The organism is Kitasatospora sp. NPDC085464, from assembly GCF_044541955.1.
Lineage (GTDB): Bacteria > Actinomycetota > Actinomycetes > Streptomycetales > Streptomycetaceae > Kitasatospora.
Genome location: NZ_JBITTM010000015.1, coordinates 93,102 through 110,012, shown reverse-complemented (window position 1 = coordinate 110,012; position 16,911 = coordinate 93,102). Strand labels below are relative to the sequence as shown.

General features: G+C 73.8%; 9 protein-coding genes and 1 pseudogene. 1 reads left to right on the top strand and 9 read right to left on the bottom strand.

Going from position 1 to position 16,911, the window contains the following annotated elements; translation table 11 throughout:
• Positions 1 to 45 precede the first annotated feature (45 nt).
• Together ACIGG8_RS15735 and ACIGG8_RS15730 are read right to left on the bottom strand one after the other, a co-directional pair.
• Positions 46 to 1,389, bottom strand: coding sequence for a protein kinase (locus ACIGG8_RS15735; RefSeq protein WP_396548386.1), 1,344 nt, complete (start codon positions 1,387 to 1,389; stop codon positions 46 to 48).
• A gap of 320 nt (positions 1,390 to 1,709) precedes the next feature.
• Entirely contained in the window at positions 1,710 to 2,615 is a 906-nt protein-coding gene (locus tag ACIGG8_RS15730; RefSeq protein WP_396548473.1) for a TrmH family RNA methyltransferase, read from the bottom strand.
• 89 nt (positions 2,616 to 2,704) lie between these two features.
• Between ACIGG8_RS15730 and ACIGG8_RS15725 the strand changes: the two genes are divergently transcribed.
• Positions 2,705 to 5,449: a SpoIIE family protein phosphatase gene (locus tag ACIGG8_RS15725; RefSeq protein ID WP_396548385.1), complete on the top strand. Its 2,745-nt coding sequence runs from the start codon at positions 2,705 to 2,707 to the stop codon at positions 5,447 to 5,449.
• 54 nt (positions 5,450 to 5,503) lie between these two features.
• Here ACIGG8_RS15725 and cobA read toward each other — a convergent pair whose 3' ends face one another.
• The 7 genes and pseudogenes from cobA to ACIGG8_RS15690 form a co-directional block, all read right to left on the bottom strand.
• Positions 5,504 to 6,751: a uroporphyrinogen-III C-methyltransferase gene (cobA, locus tag ACIGG8_RS15720; protein ID WP_396548384.1), complete on the bottom strand. Its 1,248-nt coding sequence runs from the start codon at positions 6,749 to 6,751 to the stop codon at positions 5,504 to 5,506.
• Between the two features lie 106 nt (positions 6,752 to 6,857).
• Entirely contained in the window at positions 6,858 to 10,853 is a 3,996-nt protein-coding gene (cobT, locus tag ACIGG8_RS15715) for a nicotinate-nucleotide--dimethylbenzimidazole phosphoribosyltransferase (protein ID WP_396548383.1), read from the bottom strand.
• A gap of 507 nt (positions 10,854 to 11,360) precedes the next feature.
• A pseudogene (gene cbiE, locus ACIGG8_RS15710) lies at positions 11,361 to 12,613 on the bottom strand (precorrin-6y C5,15-methyltransferase (decarboxylating) subunit CbiE).
• A 243-nt stretch (positions 12,614 to 12,856) separates the two neighbouring features.
• Positions 12,857 to 13,522 carry a GNAT family N-acetyltransferase gene (locus ACIGG8_RS15705; protein WP_396548382.1) on the bottom strand — a complete coding sequence of 222 codons (666 nt, stop codon included), beginning with the start codon at positions 13,520 to 13,522 and terminating at the stop codon, positions 12,857 to 12,859.
• 205 nt (positions 13,523 to 13,727) lie between these two features.
• Entirely contained in the window at positions 13,728 to 14,552 is an 825-nt protein-coding gene (locus tag ACIGG8_RS15700) for a MetQ/NlpA family ABC transporter substrate-binding protein (RefSeq protein ID WP_396548380.1), read from the bottom strand.
• A 75-nt stretch (positions 14,553 to 14,627) separates the two neighbouring features.
• Positions 14,628 to 15,359: a methionine ABC transporter permease gene (locus ACIGG8_RS15695; protein ID WP_396548378.1), complete on the bottom strand. Its 732-nt coding sequence runs from the start codon at positions 15,357 to 15,359 to the stop codon at positions 14,628 to 14,630.
• Complete coding sequence (locus ACIGG8_RS15690) at positions 15,356 to 16,381, bottom strand: methionine ABC transporter ATP-binding protein (RefSeq protein WP_396548376.1); 1,026 nt, start codon at positions 16,379 to 16,381, stop codon at positions 15,356 to 15,358. Before ACIGG8_RS15690 ends, ACIGG8_RS15695 begins: the two co-directional genes overlap by 4 nt.
• Positions 16,382 to 16,911: the final 530 nt, after the last annotated feature.

The window sequence follows — 16,911 nt, the reverse complement described above, 5'->3', positions numbered from 1 at the left end:
GCCCCTTCGCTTCACGGACGTTCGCCCGCGGTCGGAGCCGAACGTCTACAGGTTGCGGCTACGGGCATACGCCTCACGGAGGAACCTGGCGACGCGCAGCGCGGCCGCAGGTGCCTTCGGCGGCAACTGGGCAGCGCCGACAGCTTCCGGCGTTTCGATCGGGAGGATCTTCGTCGTCCTCCCTGGGGACGGGTCCGCAGGTGCCAAGGGCACTGTGACCGCGTTCGCAGGATCGACCAGCGTGGGTGAGTAGGCTACTTCGGGCTCAGGCGCCGGTTCGAGCACCACCGGTTCGAGCTCTTCCGGCGTGAACAGCTGCGCGAAGAGGTCATCACCGCCGACCCACGGCGCGTCGGGCGCGGCTCCGGCGTCCACCGCCTGCTGCGCCGCCGCCTGCACCTCGGCGTTCGCGGCACCCTCGAACGCCGAGGGGGGCAGCTCCGGCGCGAGCCCCGCTCTCTCCACCACCTCGCGCAACTGCGCATCCGCGTCCTCGGGTGTCAGCCCGTGCTGGACGAGGAGCTCGTGCAGTCCCTGCTCCACCCCGTCGAGCGTCGGCCGCTGCTCCGGAATATGCACAATGATCTTGGCGAGCAATGGAACGAACGTGCTGTCGATGTCGTCCCAGACCGGTGACACCGGGACAGGGCCGTGCGGATACGGCGGACGGCCTGCGGCCGCATGGAACAGTGTGGCCCCCAGGGCGTACACGTCAGCCGGTTCCTTGACCCGCTTCAGGTCGATCGCCTGTTCCAACGGCATGTAGCCGGCGGAGCCGAACCCCAGCCCGGTCTTGGTCAACGCCTGGCTGGTGCGACGGTCTGCCAGTACCGCAAGGCCGAAGTCGAGGACGACGGGACCGGTGGGGCCGAGGACAACGTTGCCCGGCTTCAGGTCCCGGTGCAGCAGCTTCGCCCCATGGATGGCACGCAGCGCGTCCACCAGTGCAAGCCCCAGCGCGGCGTAGGGGCCGACGGAGAAGACGCCCTTCTCCTTGATCAAGGTGCTGAGGTTCGGACCGTGCACGTAGTCGATCGCCAGCCATGGCTGCGCGGCCTCCGGGTCAGCGGCGAGCAGCGACGGCACCCTGTCACTGACGACCGCCCGCACCGCGCCGATCTCCTGCGCGAAACGGGCGCGTTTCTCATCCTCGTCCTGCTGCGTGTTCTGCAGGTACTTCGGGCTGATCACCTTCACCACCGAGAGCGCGTTCTCGCGGTCGGCATCACCCTCGGACAGGTAGTAGCCGGCCTCCAGTTCGGGGCCCAGGTTCTCCAGGGGCAGTCGCCTCGCGAGATATGCCCGCCCCATACCCCCCTCGCCGAGGACGGCCAGCAATTCGAACGGGCCTAGCACCAGCGGGTCCACATCGCTGTCCAACGGCTCCATCAGCGCCCTCGTACCCCCGCCCGACTCGGAACTTGACCTGGACCCTCGTGACCGCATCCGACGAAGCCCGACGCACCCGCCACGGACCCACGGCACAGCACACTGACCAGTTTAGGGGGCGTGCACATGAACCCCGCCAGATCCCCGAAACCCGTCCCGACCCGGCAGTCGCCGCCAGAGCTCATCGCGTGGCACGCGGTCTCGGCCACGCCTCCGAGTCGTCCGATCAAACGGTTCGGGCCCGGTCAACGTTCCGGCAGTGCCGAAGGCGGGCAGCTGCCTGTTCGCCTTCGTAGCCGAAGAGGAAGAGCCAAGCCTTGTTACCGGACCGGCTCGCGTCGCGGGCGGGTCGTGTAAAAGGCCACTGCCGAGGCTGCTGCGACGTTGAGCGAGTCGACGCCGGCATCCATCGGGATGCGGACATGCTCGTCGACCGAAGCGAGTGTCTTAGCGGCGAGGCCATCGCCCTCCGTGCCGAAGACCAGGGCGAGCTTCTCGTCGTCCCGCGCAGCGAGTTCATCGAGAGTGATCGCCTGGTCGCTCAGGCACAGCGCCGCGACCGTGAAGCCCGCGGAACGCAGGATCTCGACGTCCTTCGGCCAGGCCTCCAGGCGAGTCCACGGCACCTGGAAGACGGCACCCATCGACACCTTCACTGACCGGCGATAGAGGGGATCGGCACAGCGCGGGGTGAGGAGGATCGCGTCGACGCCCAGGGCGGCTGCGTTCCTGAAGGCCGCCCCCATGTTGGCGTGATCGACGATATCCTCGAACACGGCGACGCGCCGAACGGCATGTTCTCGTAGACCCAAAGGCAACACCGCGCCGAGGTTGGTGTGGTCGACCAGGCCCTCCAGGACCGCGACCCGGCGGGCTCCGGCGAGCACGTCGGCGGCGTCCGGGAGGGGCTTGCGCTCCATCGAGGCGAGGGCGCCGCGGTGGACGTGGTAGCCGGTGACGGCCTCGGCGAGCGCGGGCTCGACCACGTGGACGGGGGCGTCCGCCTCGGCGATGACGTCGGCCATCACGTCCAGCCACTTCGCCGTGAGCAGCATCGACCGCATCCGGTAGCCGGCGGCGAGGGCCCGGCGGATGACCTTCTCCCCCTCGGCGATGAACAGGCCTTCGGCGGGTTCGCGGCGACGGCGCAGTTCGACGTCGGTGAGGCCGGTGTAGTCGGCGAGTCGGGGGTCGGCCGGGTCGGTGATGGTGCTGGGTTCGGACACCCTGCGATCTTGCCAAGCCGGGGCGGGGAAGGCCAAACGGCCGATCGGACGGGGTGGTCCCCGGCTGGTCGGAGTGCAAATATGACCGTATGGCCCGTTATCCGGGCCGATCCCGGGCTCCGTCGGCCTCTGGCGCCACTGGCTCCGCCGGCTCCTCCGGTGGGCGCCCACACGGTCGGCCACAGCTGCCGCGCGCGATGCGGGGATGGCCGGTGTGGCACCGGTCACTGGCGGGACAGGTGTTCGCACTGCAGATCCTGGTCGTGCTGCTCCTGGTGGCGGCCGCCGTGGTGGCGCTTGTGGTGCAGTCGCACAGGGACGCCGACAACGAGGCGCGGAACCGGTCGGTGGCGGTCGCCCAGACCTTCGCGAACTCGCCGGGCATGGTCGAGGCGCTCCGCTCCCCCGATCCGACCGCGATCCTCCAGCCGAAGGCGCAGTCCGCGCGGGTCGGCTCGGGCGTGGACTTCATCGTCGTCCTGAACAACCAGGGCATCCGCTACACCCACCCGAACCCGGCCCGGATCGGCCAGAAGTTCGTCGGCGACTACGAGCCCGCGCTGCAAGGCCAGGTGGTGACCGAACACGTCACGGGCACGCTCGGCCCGCTGGTGCAGGCGGTGGTCCCGGTGTACGCGCCGGACGGCCAGGTGGTCGGGCTGGTCTCGGCGGGCGTCACGCTGGCGAACGTCAGCACGGCGAGCGAGCGTCAGCTGCCGGTGGTGCTGGGCGCGGCGGCCGGCGCGATCGGCCTGGCCACCCTCGGGACGGCGCTGATCAGCCGTCGGCTGCGGCGGCAGACGCGCGGGCTGGGCCCGATCGAGATGACCCGGATGTACGAGCACCACGCAGCCGTGCTGCACGCGGTGCGCGAGGGCGTCATGATCGTCGGCGGGGACGGGCGGCTGCTGCTCTGCAACGACGAGGCGCGCCGGCTGCTGGACCTGCCACCGGACGCCGAGGGCCGTCCGGTGACGGAGCTGGGTCTGGAGCAGGCCCCGCTGGCGCTGTTGACGGCCAACCGCCAGGTGACCGACCAGGTGGTGCTGGCCGGGGAGCGGCTGCTGGCGGTCAACGTCCGGCTGACCGACCAGGCCCCCGACGGCCCGCCCGGCTGCGTCGCCACGCTGCGCGACTCGACCGAGCTGCTGGCGCTGTCCGGCCGGGCCGAGCGCGCGCAGCGGCGGCTGCGGCTGCTGTACGACGCCGGCGTGACGGTGGGCAGCACGCTGGACGTGACGCGGACGGCGGAGGAGCTGGCGCAGGTCGCGGTGCCGCGGTTCGCGGACTTCGTCACGGTGGACCTCGCGGAGCAGGTCCTGGTGGGCGAGGAGCCGCCGGCCGGCACCTCGCTGGGGCGGATGCGGCGGGCGGCGGTGCAGGGCGTCCGGGACGACGCGCCGTTCTACCCGGTCGGCACGGTGCTGGACGTCGTGCCCGCGACCCCGCTGGCCGGGGCGCTGCACAGCGGGGAGCCGGGCCTGGAGCCGAACCTGGCGGAGGCCCGGCGGTGGCGGGACCAGGACCCGGAGCGGTCGGCGCAGGTGCTGGAGTACGGGGTGCACTCGCTGGTCCGGGTGCCGCTGCGGGCGCGCGGGGTGCTGCTGGGGGTGGTCCGGTTCTGGCGGGCGCAGCGGGCGGAGGCGTTCGAGACGGACGACCTGGCGCTGGCCGAGGAGCTGGTGTCGCACGCGGCGGTGTGCATCGACAACGCCCGGCGCTACACCCGGGAGCACGCGATGGCGGTGACGCTGCAGCACAGCCTGCTGCCGCGCACCCTGCCGGCCCAGAACGCGCTGGAGGTGGCGCACCGCTACCTGCCGGCCCAGGCGGGGGTCGGCGGGGACTGGTTCGACGTGATCCCGCTGCCGGGCGCCCGGGTGGCCCTGGTGGTCGGGGACGTGGTGGGGCACGGGCTGCACGCGGCGGCGACGATGGGCCGGCTGCGCACCGCGATCCACAACTTCTCGACCCTGGACCTGCCGCCGGACGAGCTGCTGGGGCACCTGGACGAGCTGGTGAACCGGATCGACCAGGACGAGGCGGCGAGCGGGGAGCACGCGGGGCTGACCGGGGCGACCTGTCTGTATGCCATCTACGATCCGGTGTCGCGGCGGTGCACGCTGGCCACCGCCGGGCACCCGCCGCCTGCCGTGGTGGACCCGCAGGGCCGGGTGGTGTTCCCGGAGCTGCCGACCGGGCCGCCGCTCGGGCTGGCGGTGCTGCCGTTCGAGACCGCCGAGCTGGAGCTGGCGGAGGGCAGCCGGCTGGTGCTGTACACGGACGGGCTGGTCGAGGACCGCAGCCGGGACATCGACGAGGGACTGGACCTGCTGCGGACGGCGCTGACCGGCCCGCCGCGCACCGCCGAGCAGACCTGCGCGGACGTGCTCGGGGCGATGCTGCCCTCGCACCCGCAGGACGACATCGCGCTGTTGGTGGCGCAGACCAGGGTGCTGGCCTCGGACCACGTGGCGGAGTGGGACGTGCCGTCCGACCCGGCCGCGGTGGGTGCCGTGCGGGGCGCGGTGGCCCGGCGGCTGGAGGCCTGGGGGCTGGACGAGGCCGCGTTCGTCACCGAGCTGATCCTGAGCGAGCTGGTGACCAACGCGATCCGCTACGGCTCGGGACCGATCCGGGTGCGGTTGCTCCGGGACCGTGCGCTGATCTGCGAGGTGTCGGACGGCAGCAGCACCTCGCCGCACCTGCGGTACGCGGCGACCGAGGACGAGGGCGGGCGCGGGCTGTTCCTGGTCGCCCAGTTCGCGGACCGCTGGGGGACGCGCTACACGGCGACCGGGAAGGTCATCTGGACGGAGCAGCCGCTGGAGTAGGAAGTCGGCCGGGCCGACTTCCCACTCCGCGGGCCGGGCACTCCGGGGACGGGCCTACCGCGGGAAGGCGGCGGCCAGGACGTTGACGACGTCGCCGACGACGATGACCGCCGGGGGCTTGACGCCCTCGGCCTCGACCACGGCGGCGACGGTGCCCAGGGTGGCGTCGACCCGGCGCTGGGCGGCGGTGGTGCCCTCCTGGACGATCGCGACCGGGGTGTCCGCCGGGCGGCCGTACTCGACCAGCCGGGCGGCGATCGCGCCGATCTTGTCCACGGCCATCAGCAGCACCAGGGTGCCGCTCATCTTCGCGGCGGCCTCCCAGTTGGTGAGGGAGCGCTCGTCGTCCGGGCCGACGTGGCCGGAGATCACGGTGAACTCGTGGGTCATGCCGCGGTGGGTGACCGGGACGCCCGCTGCGGCGGGGACGCTGATCGAGCTGGAGATCCCGGGCACGACGGTGACCGGCAGGCCCGCCTCGGCGCAGGCCAGCAGCTCCTCGCCGCCGCGTCCGAAGACGTACGGGTCGCCGCCCTTGAGGCGGACGACGAACTTTCCGGCCTCGGCGTGCTCGATGAGGGTCCGGTTGATCGCCTCCTGGGCCATGAACCGGCCGTACGGGATCTTGGAGGCGTCGATCACCTCGACGTGCTCGGGCAGCTCTGCGAGCAGTTCGCGCGGGGCGAGGCGGTCGGTGACCACCACGTCGGCGTCCGCGAGCAGGCGGCGGCCGCGCACGGTGATCAGGTCCGGGTCGCCGGGGCCGCCGCCGACCAGGGCGACGCCGGCGCCGTGCGAGCGGTACTGGCGGGCGGCCAGCGAGCCGTCCCGCAGGCCGTCCACGATGGCGTCGCGCAGGGCGGCGGAGTGGCGCGGGTCGCCGGTGAGGACGGCCACGGTGGCGCCCGCGTCGCGGCCGCTGGCCGGGGTCCAGGCGGTGGCGGCGGAGGCGTCGTCGCTGCGGGAGCAGAACACCCGGCCGCGCTCGGCCTCGGCGCTGACCGCCGCGTTGACGGCAGGGTCGTCGGTGGCGACCAGGACGTACCAGGCGTCGGCCAGGTCGCCGTCCCGGTACGGGCGGGCGTGCCAGGTGAGCTCGCCGGCGTCGGCCATCGCCTGGACGGCCGGGGTGGTGGCCGGCGATATCAGGTGCAGCTCGGCCCCCGTGGCGATCAGTGCCGGCAGCCGCCGCTGGGCGACCTGGCCGCCACCGACCACGACGACGCGGCGGCCGGCCAGCAGCAGGCCGACCGGGTAGGGGGTTCGGCCCTCGGTGCTCGGGTGCGGGGTGGGCGCGGTCATCGGCGGGGCTCCTGATCGGGGTGAGGGTGTGGGGACGGTACGGCGAGACGCCGCTCCGCGGGCCGGCGCGCCCTCGGGCCGGTCCGCGGAGCGGTGCGAGTGTGCGTCAGGCCTTCTCGGTGACCCCGGCGGAGTCGAAGGTGGCTACATCGTGCATCGCCCGGGCCGCGCTCTGCACCAGCGGCAGGGCCAGCAGGGCACCGGTGCCCTCGCCGAGCCGCAGGTCCAGGTCGATCAGCGGACGCAGACCGAGCTTCGCCAGCGCGGCCTGGTGCCCGGGCTCGGCGGAGCGGTGCCCGGCGATGCAGGCGGCCAGCACCTCGGGAGCGATCGCCTTGGCGGCCAGGGCGGCCGAACCGGCGATGACACCGTCCAGCACCACCGGGGTGCGCAGCGAGGCCGCGCCCAGCAGGAAACCGGCGATGGCCGCGTGCTCCAGGCCGCCGACGGCGGCGAGGACACCGATCGGGTCGCTCGGGTCGGGCTGGTGGAGGGCCAGCGCGGCGCGGATGACCTCGATCTTGCGGGCGTGGGTCTCGTCGTCGATGCCGGTGCCGCGGCCGGTGACCTCGGCCGGGTCGAGGCCGGTGAACACCGAGATCAGGGCGGCCGAGGCGGTGGTGTTGGCGATGCCCATGTCGCCGGTGACCAGCGCCTTGTTGCCCGCCGCGACCAGGTCACGGGCGGTCTCGATGCCGACCTCGACGGCCTGGAGGACCTCCTCGCGGGTCATCGCCGGGCCCTGGGTCATGTCGGCGGTGCCGGGGCGGACCTTGCGCGGCAGCAGGCCGGTGGCGCGGCCCTGCTGGACGGCCTCCGGCAGCTCGGCGGCCACGCCGACGTCGACCACGCAGACCTCGGTGCCGATCTGCTTCGCGAAGGAGTTGATCACCGCTCCCCCGGCCAGGAAGTTGCCGACCATCTGGGCGGTCACCTCCTGCGGCCAGGGGCTGACACCCTGGGCGTGCACGCCGTGGTCACCGGCGAAGATCGCCACGCAGGCGGGCTCCGGGATCGGCGGCGGGCACTTGCGGGACAGGCCGCACAGCTGGGCGGAGATGATCTCCAGCATGCCGAGCGAACCGGCCGGCTTGGTCATCCGCTTCTGGCGGTCCCAGGCCTCGCCGAGCGCCTTGGCGTCCAGCGGGCGGATGCCGCGCAGGGTCTCGGCGAGCAGGCTCTGCGGCGCCTCGCCCGGCAGCGCGCGGTTGCCGTACTGCTCCTCGTGGACGACCCAGGACAGCGGGCGCTTCTTGGCCCAGCCCTGCTGCTCCAGCTCGGGCTCGTCCGGGAAGGAGTCGACGAAGCCGACGCACAGATAGGCCACGACCTCCAGGTGCTCGGGCAGGCCGAGCTCGCGGACCAGCTCCTCGTCGTCGAAGAAGCTCACCCAGCCGACGCCCAGTCCCTCGGCGCGGGCGGCCAGCCAGAGGTTCTCGACGGCCAGGGCGGCCGAGTACGGGGCCATCTGGGGCTGGCTGTGCCGGCCGAGGGTGTGCCGGCCGCCGCGGGTGCGGTCGGCGGTCACCACGATGTTGACCGGGGTTTCGAGGATGGCCTCGATCTTGATTTCCTTGAACTGCTTGGCCCGGCCCTTGGGCAGCGAGTCCGCGTACGCCTCGCGCTGGCGCTCGGCCAGGGCGTGCATCTTCTTGCGGGTCTTGCGCGAGCGGATCACCACGAAGTCCCAGGGCTGCGAGTAGCCGACGCTGGGCGCGGTGTGCGCGGCCTCCAGGACGCGGATCAGCACCTCGTGCGGGATCGGGTCCGAGCGGAAGCCGTTGCGGATGTCGCGGCGCTCGCGGATCACCTGGTGGACGGCGTCGCGACCGGCCTCGTCGTAGCCCGGGGCGGCCGGGCCGCGCGGCTCGGCGGGCTCCTCGGGCTGCGGCTCCTCGGCGGCGGGCTGCTCGGCGGCGGCCTGCTCCGCCGCGGCGGGCTGGTCGGCGGGCTGGTCGACGGCGACCGGCTGCTCGGCCTGCGGTTCCTCGGTGACGGCGGTCTCGGGGGCCTGCTCGACGGTCTCGACGGTCTCGACGGCTGCGTCGGCGGGCGCCTCGGCCGGGGCCTGGGCCTGCTCGGCGACGGGCTCGGCGGCGGCCTGGGCCTGCTCGGCGACGGCCTCCGGCGCGACCGCAGCGGCCTCGGCGGCCTCGGCGACGGGCTGCTGCTCCGGCTCCTGCGCGGCGGCTTCGGCGGGCTGCGCCGCCTCGCCCGCGGCGGCGGACTCGGCGGTGGCGGACTCGGCGGTGGCGGACTCCGCGGTGGCGGGCTCGGCGGTGGTCGCGGCTGCGGTGTCGCCCGCGGCCTCGGCCTGGACCTGCTCGGTGACACCCTCGGCGGGAGCCTCGGCCGGCACCTGGGCCTGCTCGGCGACCGGCTCGGCAGGGGCCTCCACCGGAGTCCCGGCCTGCGTCTCGGCCGGGGCCTGGGCCGGGGCCTGGGCCGGCGCGGCCTCCTGCTGCTGCGGCTGCTCGGCCTCGGCGGCAGTTTCGTTGACGGCCTCGGTGACGACCACGGCGCCGGCCTCGGTGACGGTCTCGGCGCCGACCTCGCTGACGGCCTGCCCGGACGGCATCTCACCGGTGCCCGCGGCGGTCTCGGCGACCGGCTCGGCGACGGCCTCCGGCGCGACCACAGCGGCCTCGACGGCCTGCGGCGCGACGGCCTCGGCGGCCTCCGCGCCCTGGGCGGGCTCGGCGACGGGAGCGGCCTGGACGGCCTCGCCGCCTTCGACGGCCTGCGGCGCGTCGGCGGCCACTATGGGCACGGACTGCTGCGGGGCCGCCTCCTCGACCGCCGGACCCTGGGCCGCCTCGACCTTGGGCAGGCCGTGCGGGGTGGGTGCGGCGAGGAAGGCGGAGATCCGGCGCGGCTGACCGGCCGGAGCCGCGGCCTCGGCCCCGGCCTGCTCGACGGCACCCTCGACGGACTGGACGGCGGCGGACTCGGCGGCGACCGGCTCCACCATCACCGACTCGACCGCGACGGACTCGACGGCGGCCGCAGCGACGGCGGCCTCGGCCTGGGCCTGCTCGGCGACCGGCTCGACCACGACGGCCTGCGGCGCGACGGCCACGGCCGCCACGACGGCCTCGGGCGCCGCCACGGCCTGCGCGACCTGGGCACCCTCGACGACCGGGGCGGCCTGAACGGCCTCCGGCGTCTCGACGACCTCGATCACCTCGATCGCCCCGACCGTCTCGACGGCGAACACGCCCTCGACCGACTGCGAGTCCAGCGGCACCTGGAGCGGCTGCTGGACGTCCGGGGCGAGCGGCGGCTGCTGACCGTCCGCCACCGGAGCACCCGGGACCAGCGGAACGACCGGCGGCACCGGCGCCGCCGGAGCAGCGTGCGGCACGGCGCCCGGAGCCTGGAAGGCGGCCTCGGCCATCGGCGGCCGGCCGACGACCGGGATGCCGTGCGCGGGCGTGCCGCCCTGCGACGGGCCGCGGTCGGCCAGCGAACGGACCGGGACCTGACCGGTCATCAGCGACGGGTCCGGGATCGGCGGCCCGGCGTGCAGCGGGCGGCGCGGCGGCTGAGCCTGCGTCATCGGCTGCTGCATCTGCTGCTGCATCTGGACGGGCTGCTGCTGGACCTGCTCGGCGCCGAGCACCGGCGGGTCCACCGGCGGCCAGGACGGCTCGACCGGGGTGCCGTCCTGCTGCGGCGCGAGCGGCATCTGCTCGGCGGGGACGGCCGCCATCGGCTCGCCCCAGGAACCCTGCGGGCCGGGCATCAGCAGCACGTCGTCATCGTCGTCCAGGCCGTCCGGCGAGTCGGGCTGGTCGAGGAAGTGGAAGGCCGGGCGCGGGGCGCCCTGGTCGACGCCCCACCCCTCGCCGGGGAGACCGGGCGCCGGCACGCCGGGGACGGCGTAGCCGGGCTGTCCCTGCGGCGGGATGGTGCCCATGCCCGGCATCGCGCCGGGCATGCCGCCGACCGGGGCCGCCGGGTTCGGGATCATTCCGCCGTCCGTCGCGACGCCCTGCAGAGGTGCAACGCCCGCGACGCCCTCCGGTCCGCCGAGCGGGTCAGGCCCGGCGTGCAGGTGCTCCGGCAGTCCCTCGCCCGGGACGTGGCCGCCATCGGTCATTGTCAAAGCTCCTTCCAGGCCGCTGCCGCGCCCTTGGCGACACGATCACCGATCGCAGCGCCCATCCGCACGGGCCGGGCCTGCACCGACCCGCCCCTCAACCACACGCGGCCGCCGCGCCGTAGCGCTGCGGCCCAAGTCCTTCCGGCGCGCTGCGGCACCCCGGCCCGGCGCACCGCCCGCACGGGGCGACGCATCGTCTGAAACAACGACAACCCGGAGCAACCGGCACGACCGCACCGGACCCTACGGCATTCTCCAGGTCCGGCACGAAGCTCGTCGAATTGCCCACACTCCGAGCGGAACCGGCCTGCACCACGTCAAAAAGGTGACAAACCGACCGAATCGGGTGGGTCGCCGACCGCTGCAGCCGCCCAGGACGTCACACTACCGGCCCGGCGCGGTCACCTCTCGAATCAGTGTCCGGATGCGACCTGGATCACCGTCCGCGCCGTGCGCGGACCACCGCCCGCGCGACCGCCGCGCCCCGGCGCGCGCCCGAGGCCTTCACACGATCTGCTCACCCCAGAGCACCAGTGCGCCGGTGCCGCCCGCCCCCAGTTCCAGCCCGCCGCCCTCGCCCGCGGACCGCAGCGGGGTCGACTGGAGCAGCGCGCCGTCCGCCCGGTAGCCGGCCCCGTCGATCGCCCGGCGGATCTCCTCCGCCTCGGCGAAGGTCCGGGCCAGGGCGACGAAGCGCGCCGGCTTGCGGGCCAGCACCGCGCGCACCACCTCCGGTCCGCCGGACTCCACCACCGCCGCGTCCGGCTCCGGCAGGCCGCCCAGCACCTCGGGACCGCTGCCGTACACGGCCTCCACCTCGACGCCGTACCGGCGGGCGTTGACGGCCAGCCGGGCGCAGGCCGAACGGGAGCCCTCGACCGCGACCACGGCGGCGCCGAACCGGGCCGCCTCCACCGCGAGGGCGCCGCTGCCCGCGCCGACCGACCAGACCAGGTCCCCGGGACGTGCACCCAGACGGGCCAGCACCAGGGCGCGTACGTGCGCGGGGAGCTCCTCCGACGCGCCGGTCCCACCACCCGTGCGCCCGGCGCCCGCGTAGGCATCACCGGGGAGCGCCCAGCCGCGCTCCGCGCCGGGGTAGCCGACCGGGCGACCGGCCAGCCGGCCGCCTGGTCCACCGCGGCGGCCTGGGCGCCGCCGCCGATCACCAGCACCACGTTGGGGTCGCGCCACACGTGGTCGGCGATCCGGTCGGAGGTGAGGACGGTGACGTCCTCGTCCGGGGTCCCGAGGGCCTCGCAGACCACGAAGGTCCGGTGCACCCCGCGCAGCATCAGGGCGAGTTCGGCGGGCCCGGCGCCCGGGGCGGTCAACACCGCGACCTTGGGGTGGGCCCGGCAGATGTTGGCCGCGCGGCGCAGCCGGCCGCCGTGCGCGCTGACCACCTGGGCGTCCTCCCAGGGCATGCCGGCCCGGGCGAAGGCGGTGGCGACGGAGGAGACGGCGGGCAGGACCTCCAGTTCGAGGCCGTACTCGGGGCGGCGCAGGGTGCGCACCACGCCGAAGAAGCCCGGGTCGCCCTCGGCGACCACGACGGCGGCGCCGCGGTGCTCGGCGATCCGGCGGGCGGCCTGCCGGATGTCGCCGAGGGCGATCCGCTCGGCGGCGTCCGGCACCGGGAGGGCGCTCAGTTGGTAGGGGGCTCCGGCCACCAGGGTCGCCGCGGCGAGGGCCGCACCGGCGGCCTCGGTCAGCGGCGTGCCGTCCCACCCGATGACCGTGATCCGGTCAGCCATCTGCGGCCGTTCTCCCTCGACTCGGTGCGCCACTCGGTGCGCCGCGGTGCGCGGTGGTGCGGCGCCGGTCAGAGGCTACCGGGTGTGATCCCCCGGAGGCGGACATCTCGTACACATGTCCGTGGCGGGCGGGTGACCGGCGGCTCTCCGGCCGGGCGGGGCCCATCGCGCCCGGTCCGACCCGGCGCGGTCCGGCAGGGCTCGGTCCGACCGGGCAGGTCCGGCGGCCCCGGTGCCGCGGGTTCAGTCGCGCAGCACGTAGCGGCGGTCGCCGTGCCATCCGTCCCGGTGCAGCTCGGGCGACTCCAGGTCCTCCGGGAGCAGGCTCCACAGGATGAGGTCGCTGCGGCTCTCTCCCCCGGCCCGGCGGCCGGGCGGCACCCCCACCACGACCTCGCCGGGCTCGTCGCGCACTATCCAGGCGCTGCGCAGCACGCCCTCGCTGATCGCACCGATCTTCCCGGCGACCTGCTGGGCGGCGGTGTTCCCCGCGGCGGTGCGCATCTCCAGGCGCAGGAAGCCGCGGTCCTCGAACAGCCACTGGGCGACCCCGAGGACGGCCTCCGGGGCGTAGCCCTCGCCGCGCGCCCAGGAGGCGGTGACGTAGGAGATCTCGGTGCTGCGCAGCCGCCAGTCGGTGTTGCGCAGTTCGACCAGGCCGACCAGGCGCTGGGTCAGGTGTTCGGTGACGGCGAAGACGATGCCGCGCCCGGCGGCCCGGTGGGCGGGGGCGAGGGCGCGGGCGAGCTCGGCGGCGTACGCCTCGGTGAACGGCTGCGGGAGGTCGGTCCAGGCCAGGACGAGGTCATCGGCCATCATCGTGGAGAGGCCGGGGGCGTCGTCCTCCGCAAGGGGACGCAACAGCAACCGTTCGGTGCTGATGGCGGTCTCGGGGAAGCTCGCTGCCATGCCGTCTCTCCTCGCCGGGTCGTGAACACAACACCGTACGCCTCCGTCGCACTCCGGGTACCACGCGGTGCGCCGCGCGCACGACGGTACGTCAGAACGCGGTCGCCCGAAGGTGTCCCTGGTGCATACTGCCCGACCGGGCCCCCGCCGAGGTGCGGCGGGGGCCCGGTCGGGCGTGGGGGGCGTACGGCGGCGGTACGGCGGATCAGAACGCCGGGACGACCGAGCCCTGGAAGGTGTCCTCGATGTACTTCTTGACCTCGTCGGAGTGCAGCAGCTCGGCGAGCTTCTTGACCCGCGGGTCGTTCTCCTTGCCCTTCTTGACGGCGAGGATGTTGGCGTACGGGTTGCCCTCGGCCTTCTCCAGCACCAGCGCGTCGGTGGCGGGCTTGAGGCCGGAGTCCAGCGCGTAGTTGCCGTTGATGACGGCGGCGTCGACGTCGGCGATGGAGCGGGGCAGCTGGGCGGCCTCCAGCTCCTTCCACTTGAGGTTCTTCGGGTTGCCGGTCACGTCGGCCGGGGTGGCGGCGGTGCCGGCGCCGTCCTTGAGGGTGATCAGCTTGTTGTCGGCGAGCAGCTTGAGCGCGCGGCCCTCGTTGGTGGCGTCGTTGGGCAGGCCGATGGTGGCACCGTCCGGGAGGTCGGTGATCGACTTGACCTTCTTGGAGTAGACGCCGAGCGGCTCCAGGTGCACGGTCCCGACCGAGACGACGTCCGTGCCGCGCTTCTTGTTGAAGTCCTCCAGGTACGGGGCGTGCTGGAAGTAGTTGGCGTCGGCCGAACCGTCCTGCACCGCCGTGTTGGGGGTCACGTAGTCGGTGACCTCCTTGATGTCCAGCTTGAGGCCGGCCTTCTCCGCGAGGTTGTCCTTGACGAACTTGAGGATCTGCCCGTGCGGGGTGGGGCTGGCGACGACCTTGAGCGGCGCGTTCGGGTCCGAGGAGGACGAGCCCGAGCTGCTGCAGGCGGCCACCGAGAGGGCGAGGCCGGCGGTGGCGAGGACACTGGTGAACTTCACAACGTTGCGCACGAAAAGTGCCTTTCTGCGTGATACGGGGAGCCGCGCCCGGGGATCGGACGTGGGAGGTCTGGGAGGCGACGGGGCCTAGGAGGCGACGAGGTCCTCGTCGGCGGTGGCGGCGCCGGGGAGGCGCAGCAGGCGGGTCCGGCCTCCGCCGTGGCCGCGGTTGGCCAGGCGGCGCACGAGGTAGTCGCCGGCCAGCTGGACGGCGGTGACGATGAGCGCGATCTCGGCGACGATGATCCACATGAAGGCGGTCTCGAAGCGCAGGTAGCCGTACCGGTAGGCGAGGTCGCCGAGGCCGCCGCCGCCGACGGTGCCGGCCATCGCGGAGTAGCCGATCAGCGCGATGACGGTGGTGGTGACGGAGGCCACGATGCCGGGGAGGGCCTCGGGGACGAAGGTCTTGCGGACGAGCGTCCAGGTGCCGCCGCCCATCGCCTGCACGGCCTCGACCAGGCCGCGGTCGACCTCGCGGACGTTGGTCTCGACGAGCCGGGCGAAGAAGGGGATCGCGCCGACGGTCAGCGGCACGGTGGCGGCCTGCCAGCCGAGCGAGTTGCCGGTCAGCCAGCGGGTGAAGGAGATCAGCGCGATCATCAGGATGATGAACGGCAGCGAGCGCGCGAGGTTCACGATCGCGCCGAGCACCTTGTTCACCGGCTGGTTCTGGAGCGCCCCGCCCTTGGACGTGAGCACCAGCAGGACGCCGAGCGGCAGGCCGAGCAGCACGGTGAAGACCGTGGACACGCCGACCATCTGGAAGGTCTCCACCGTGGCGGGCCTCATCAGGGCCCACATCTCGTCCCAGGTCATGCCACCGCTCCTTCCGCCGCGCCGATCACGTCCACCTGCAGGCCCTGCTCGCGCAGGTAGCCGATCGGCACCACGTTGTCCTGGTGCCCGCCGGTCAGCTCGACCCGCATCCGCCCGACCATCCGGCCGCCGATGGTCTCCACCGCGGCGCCGAGGATGTTGATGTCGATCTGGTAGGTGCGGGCCAGCTGGGAGACGAACGGCTGGGCCGAGGTGTCGCCCTGGAAGGTGATCTCCAGCACGGTGGAGCCGGGGTGGCCGGTGCCGAACTCGCTGAGCGGGAACAGCTCGCGGGCCAGCTCGGAGCCGGGCTCGGCGAGCAGGTCGGTGAGCGCGCCGGACTCGACCACCTTGCCGCCGCGCATCAGGGCGGCGGAGTCGCAGACGGACTTGATGACGTCCATCTCGTGGGTGATCAGCAGGACGGTGAGGCCGAGCTGCTGGTTGAGCTCGCGCAGCAGGTTGAGGATCGAGCGGGTGGTCTCCGGGTCGAGTGCCGAGGTGGCCTCGTCGGAGAGCAGCACCTTGGGGTCGCCGGCCAGGGCGCGGGCGATGCCGACGCGCTGCTTCTGGCCGCCGGACAGCTGGTTGGGGTAGCTGCGGGCCTTGTCGCCGAGGCCGACCAGGTCGAGCAGTTCGGCGGCCTTGCGGCGGCGCTGGGTGCGGTCCAGACCGATGATCTCCAGCGGGAGTTCGACGTTCTGCTGCACCGTCCGCGAGGACAGCAGGTTGAAGTGCTGGAAGACCATGCCGATCCGGCGGCGCGCCTCGCGCAGTTCCCGTCCGGCCCGGTTCTCGCCGCCGGGCAGCGCGGTGAGCTCGACCCCGTCCACGGTGACGGTGCCGGAAGTCGGGCGCTCCAGCATGTTCACGCAGCGGATGAGGGTGGACTTGCCGGCACCGCTGGTGCCGACGACGCCGTAGACCTCGCCCGGGCGGACGTGCAGGTCGACACCGGCGAGGGCGGTCACCTCGCGGCCTCGGGAGCGGTAGACCTTCGTGAGGTCCGTGGTGGTGATCACAGCTGCTTCCGTGGGTCGGGGGCGGGCGGCACGGGTCGACCGCCCGACCGGGTTCCGGTCGGCGGTTTCCTGCGGCGCTCCGCCGGGGGGATCCGGACCTGACGCCCTTGGTCGTGGCCGCCGGGCGGCCGGGACGCGCGACGGCGCGGCCCTCACGAGTCACCGGCGCCCGCGAGTGGGCGGGCACGGCAAGGGAAGGGGTCCGGGAGGATGGGCGCGCTCGCACGGGCGGGAGCGGCGCCGAGTCTCGCTTCGGGGCGCGAGGGGAGGCACCCGTACGGGGGTGCCGGGGGCGGTGGCCCTCAGCAGTGACACATTCGACGGCACATGGCACGCTCACCTGCCGGCAGCGTGCCGGTGGGGGTGCAGTTCGTCGTCGCAGTCATGTGAGCCAGTAAAACAGATGGTTCGGGGTACGCCCAATTATTTGGCGGTCGCTGTCCGCAATGCGGACAGCGACCGCTGTGACCAGGGAAGACATGACTCGGCGCCGCCACCGGACCGTCCGGATGGTGGCGGCGCCGAGTGGG